At 39.3% G+C, this 4821-nt stretch carries 4 protein-coding genes; 1 reads left to right on the top strand and 3 read right to left on the bottom strand.

From position 1 onward, the window contains the following. The first annotated feature begins 117 nt into the window (after positions 1-117). Positions 118-1284: a tyrosine-type recombinase/integrase gene (locus tag DXB63_RS17600; protein ID WP_122127692.1), complete on the top strand. Its 1167-nt coding sequence runs from the start codon at positions 118-120 to the stop codon at positions 1282-1284. 93 nt (positions 1285-1377) lie between these two features. Here the strand turns inward: DXB63_RS17600 and DXB63_RS17595 are convergent, their stop codons facing one another. The 3 genes from DXB63_RS17595 to DXB63_RS18040 all read right to left on the bottom strand — a co-directional run. Further along, positions 1378-1779, bottom strand: coding sequence for a hypothetical protein (locus DXB63_RS17595; protein ID WP_122127691.1), 402 nt, complete (start codon positions 1777-1779; stop codon positions 1378-1380). Positions 1780-1791: 12 nt separating this feature from the next. Then, the gene (locus DXB63_RS17590; protein ID WP_122127690.1) at positions 1792-2082 is read right to left on the bottom strand and encodes a hypothetical protein; all 291 of its coding nucleotides are present in this window, start codon (positions 2080-2082) and stop codon (positions 1792-1794) included. A gap of 12 nt (positions 2083-2094) precedes the next feature. Beyond that, a partial coding sequence (locus DXB63_RS18040) for a tail fiber domain-containing protein (RefSeq protein WP_199604241.1) occupies positions 2095-4821 on the bottom strand: 2727 nt, incomplete at its 5' end.

Here is a 4821-nt window from a genome sequence, read left to right as displayed (position 1 = left end):
TAATTGGGAGGCAAAGATAAGAATTTAGACTTAATCCCTCAGGTTTTTACGTTGATCCAAAAAAATAGATATAAAATCATCGTTTACATTCTTCATACTTGAAAGAATGTAAAAAAAATGTACTCCAAAACCAAAAAAGGATCTTCTCTACATGAAGTAATTTCCTACACGTTACCTAAATTACATACGGGAAAGAATTGGTATGTTGATTTTTTATGCTTCGACCCGGTCGATGGGAAGATGCGTAGAAAAAAATATATGTTAGATTCGATTAAGAAATTATCCGATCGAAAAAAACAAGCTGCAGATATTATAAGCAATTGCACCAATCGTTTGAGATCCGGTTGGAATCCGTGGGCTGATATTTCAAACTCAAGACAGTTCACTAAATTTGATGATATCTGTGAATTGTACAGGAAGTACCTCATAAAGATGACTTCTACTGCCGCTTTAAAGCAAAAAACGCAAACGGATTATTTATCAAGATTGAGCATCCTTATCGACTATAACCAAAACCTTCCTATACCCATAATATATATATACCAATTTACACGTGCGTATGTCAGCGATTTTTTGGACCATATATTTCTAGACCGAGATACTTCAGCGAGAACACGTAATAATTACCGAGTATGGCTATCTGCATTTTCTGCATGGCTGATAGAAAAACAATATTTGGAAAAGAACCCGGTAGAAGGAATAAAGAGCTTGGAGGAAACTGAGAAATTCAGGTCGGCTTTGGAAAGAGAGGATTTGATACGGCTGAAAGATTACCTGTATAAAGTGGATAGGTATTATCTTCTAGCTTGTAGGATGGAATATTATACCTTTATTCGTCCGGATGAGTTATCAAATATTCGGCTACGTGACATCAATATCAAGGAGCAAAAAGTGTTTATTGCATCAACAATATCGAAGAATAGACGTGATGGTATGGTAGGATTGAACGATGAATTAATAAAGTTAATGATTGAATTACAAATATTCAGCTATCATTCCGAATGTTACCTTTTTGGACGAGACTTTAAGCCATCTACAAAAAAAGCTGATTCGCGGATCTTCAGAGAAAATTTTATTAAAGTACGCGCTGCGCTTAAATTTCCAAAGAATTATCAATTTTACTCTTTAAAAGATTCGGGTATTCGTGACTTAGCCAATGCTGAAGGAATAGTGATTGCGCGTGATCAAGCACGGCACTCCGATATATCAACGACAAATAAATATCTGAAAGGCCAAAACATGACAGTACATGAAGAAACGAAGCATTTTAATGGAGCATTTTAAATATATAAAAAACAATGCCTCACTTTTCAGAAGCATTGTTTTTTATATGTAGATGTTCATTTTTGAATTCTACGATCCTACACTCCTACAAAATTAGAAGGAACTCTTCAATAAATATTTTACCAATACCGACTTTTCCTCTGTGGTCATATCTTGATTTAATTCGTTCGAAATGATGTTATTAAGTAGTTCATCTTCAGAAAGAATTTTGGTATCGGGTGATTTCTCCAATTCCTCATTATAATATTCTTCTAGAATACCATCAAACGCATTACGCCACGTTGTAAATTGTTGAGTTGTAAGTTTATGTTCATCTTCGACGTCATCCGGTTTGGTTTCTTCTTTCGCTACTTTTTCATATTCCTTTATCTTGTTAATTTCCTCACTTACAGTTATTTTCAACTTAAAATATTTCAAACTAGCTTCTTTTCCAAGCCCACTTACTTTTACTTTTGAGAATGCATTATTGAATTCAATTAATTCTTGTCTTTTCATACTTTTTTCATTTTACTGGTTAATAATTTGTTTAATAGCTTCATTGCCAAGTTCCGTTGCTTCTTCTAAATATTCCGGCAGGCAATTAATAAAATAAGTCACGGTATTGCGCTCATCGTGATTTTTGACATAAGAAACATCTCCGATAAAAGCATTTACATCCGCATGGCTTTGTATTCTTGCAGATATACGTTCTACTTTCTCATCCAAGTCACGAGTAACATCACCTACTAAAGAAATATTAGTACCTTCAATAGTCACATTACTTACTCTTTTTTCTTCGTTTACAGTAACTGTTGCCATAATGATAATAAATTAATTGTTAATAATTGATTTTAAATATTTGACTTCCTTTTCCAAGATTTTTATCTTTTTCTCCATTTTTGATTGTTTGGTCTCAATAGAACGAAACTTATGGTCGTATTTACCCATTTTGTCATCTAACTCAAGCCCCACAGCCAATGCCAAAGAAATATATTGAGGAGAGAGATAATTGATACCTAAGTAACCATCTACCCCCTTTTTAACTGTACTTGCAAGAAATGATTCTTGTACCTGATCAGCCATCAATCCCATGCTATGCCGGGAAAGCTCATGATCCTTATTCATTGCATAGTCAACATAATCAAATTCATATATGCCACCGAGCGATTTCAGTTTTTTTATAGCACCGGTTACTTTGGTTATGTTCTTTTTTAGACGAGGATCTGAAATATTGCTACCAGAAAAAGAACCAGTAATGGAAAGATTACCGCTCTTAAATTCCATTCTATTATTTTCTCCCCCAGCAATCCATATCATACCAGCACCAGTATAATAAGCTTTAAATACCATACTATGATTATTACCATCTGAATACACAGAACAACGCCCCGTTGTTCCATTTAAAGTATGAAAAACATTAAATCCTCCCCATTGACTGGTAGCATAATTTCCCGTACCTGCATATATGGATACACCCGTAGCACTGATATCTACAGCAGGTGTTTCCGTTGAAAATGAAGAAAAACTATCTTTACTTGGCCTGTTCACATAAAATCGCATACTCGTTTTCGTAGTAGAAAAACAGAGTATATCAGATGAATAATCATAGCCTATACTTCCCCTGTAAGAAGCACTAGTCCCCATGTGTAGTGGTACATTATGATTCATGTGTATCATATTGCAATAAAAATCATCCCATCTATAGCTTGGTGTACCGAGTACATACGTATTATTCAATTCAGGCATAATATCTTTAAGTACCGCATAACCATTATTCTGGACATAGTTAGCCGATGCATGATTTCCCCAACCATATACTGTATCCAATCTAGTCTTGTCAGTAGATGTCATCAGTCCCATTTTTGAAGCTGACGCCACAGGTATGAGAACTGAACTTGATGAATAACAGATGTTTGAACAAAAAGATTGGCTTAGATTAATACCGGTTTTGCTTGACGTTTCAGTAGCGTGCAAATCAGCTCCAAGACTTGCAATTGCTACCCTAACCGCATCAGCCGTTACCGTAGCATCACTACCAGGATTACCTTGAGGACCACGCAGAGAACTTCCAACCGCAACACCGTTTACCATGAGGCGGTAATCGCTACTAAGTGAAAGTGAAGGAGTATCACCTTTTGCGCCAGTGGCTCCGGTTGCACCTTTAAGAGATGAACCCACTTTAGTACCATCGACTGTAAGGAAATAATCGCTGCTCAGGGAAACGACAGGTGTTTTTCCATCAATTCCATTTGCTCCGGCAGCACCCTTGAGAGAAGCACCAACCTTAGTTCCGTCCACGGTAAGGAAGTAGTCGCTACTCAGGGAAACAACAGGACTTTTTCCAGCAATTCCCTGTATACCTTGAATGCCTTGTTCTCCTTTATCGCCTTTCGCACCAGTGGCTCCGGTAGCACCTTTGAGGGAGGTACCAACTTTAGTACCATCGACCATAAGGAAATGATCGCTGCTCAGGGAAACGACAGGTGTTTTTCCATCAATTCCATTTGCTCCGGCAGCACCCTTGAGAGAAGCACCAACCTTAGTTCCGTCCACGGTAAGGAAGTAGTCACTACTCAGGGAAACAACAGGACTTTTTCCGGCAATTCCCTGTATACCTTGAATGCCTTGGTCTCCTTTATCACCTTTCGCACCAGTGGCTCCAGTAGCACCTTTGAGGGAACTACCGACCTTAGTTCCATCTACGGTAAGGAAGTAATCACTGCTTAATGCCACAGACGGAGTCTTACCGGCAATTCCCTGAATACCCTGGTCACCCTTGTCACCTTTATCACCCTTGAGAGAAGCGAGCTGGGAGGAAGTAAAGTCACTGTACTTAAACGCATCACCCTTTGCACCCGTAGCTCCCGTTGCGCCTTTGAGGGAACTACCGACCTTAGTACCATCTACGGTAAGGAAGTAATCACTGCTCAAGGATACAAGAGGAGTTCGACCATCAACACCCTGGATGCCTTGAATACCCTGATCGCCTTTATCACCTTTCGCACCAGTGGCTCCAGTAGCACCTTTGAGGGAACTACCGACCTTAGTTCCATCTACGGTAAGGAAGTAATCACTGCTTAATGCCACAGACGGAGTCTTACCGGCAATTCCCTGAATACCCTGGTCGCCCTTGTCACCTTTATCACCCTTGAGAGAAGCGAGCTGGGAAGAAGTAAAGTCACTGTATTTAAACGCATCACCCTTTGCACCCGTAGCTCCCGTTGCACCTTTGAGGGAACTACCGACCTTAGTTCCATCTACGGTAAGGAAGTAATCACTGCTCAAAGATACAAGAGGAGTTCGACCATCAGTACCCTGTATGCCTTGAATGCCCTGGTCACCCTTGTCACCTTTATCACCCTTGAGAGAAGCAAGCTGGGAAGAAGTAAAGTCACTGTACTTAAATGCATCACCCTTTGCACCCGTAGCTCCCGTTGCACCTTTGAGGGAACTACCGACCTTAGATCCATCTACGGTCAAGAAATAATCACTGCTTAAAGATACAAGAGGAGTTCGACCATCAACACCCTGGATGCCTTGAATACCCTGATCGCCTTT

This window comes from Bacteroides sp. OM05-12 (genome assembly GCF_003438995.1).
Lineage (GTDB): Bacteria > Bacteroidota > Bacteroidia > Bacteroidales > Bacteroidaceae > Bacteroides.
This window is presented reverse-complemented; position numbering and strand designations above follow the sequence as displayed.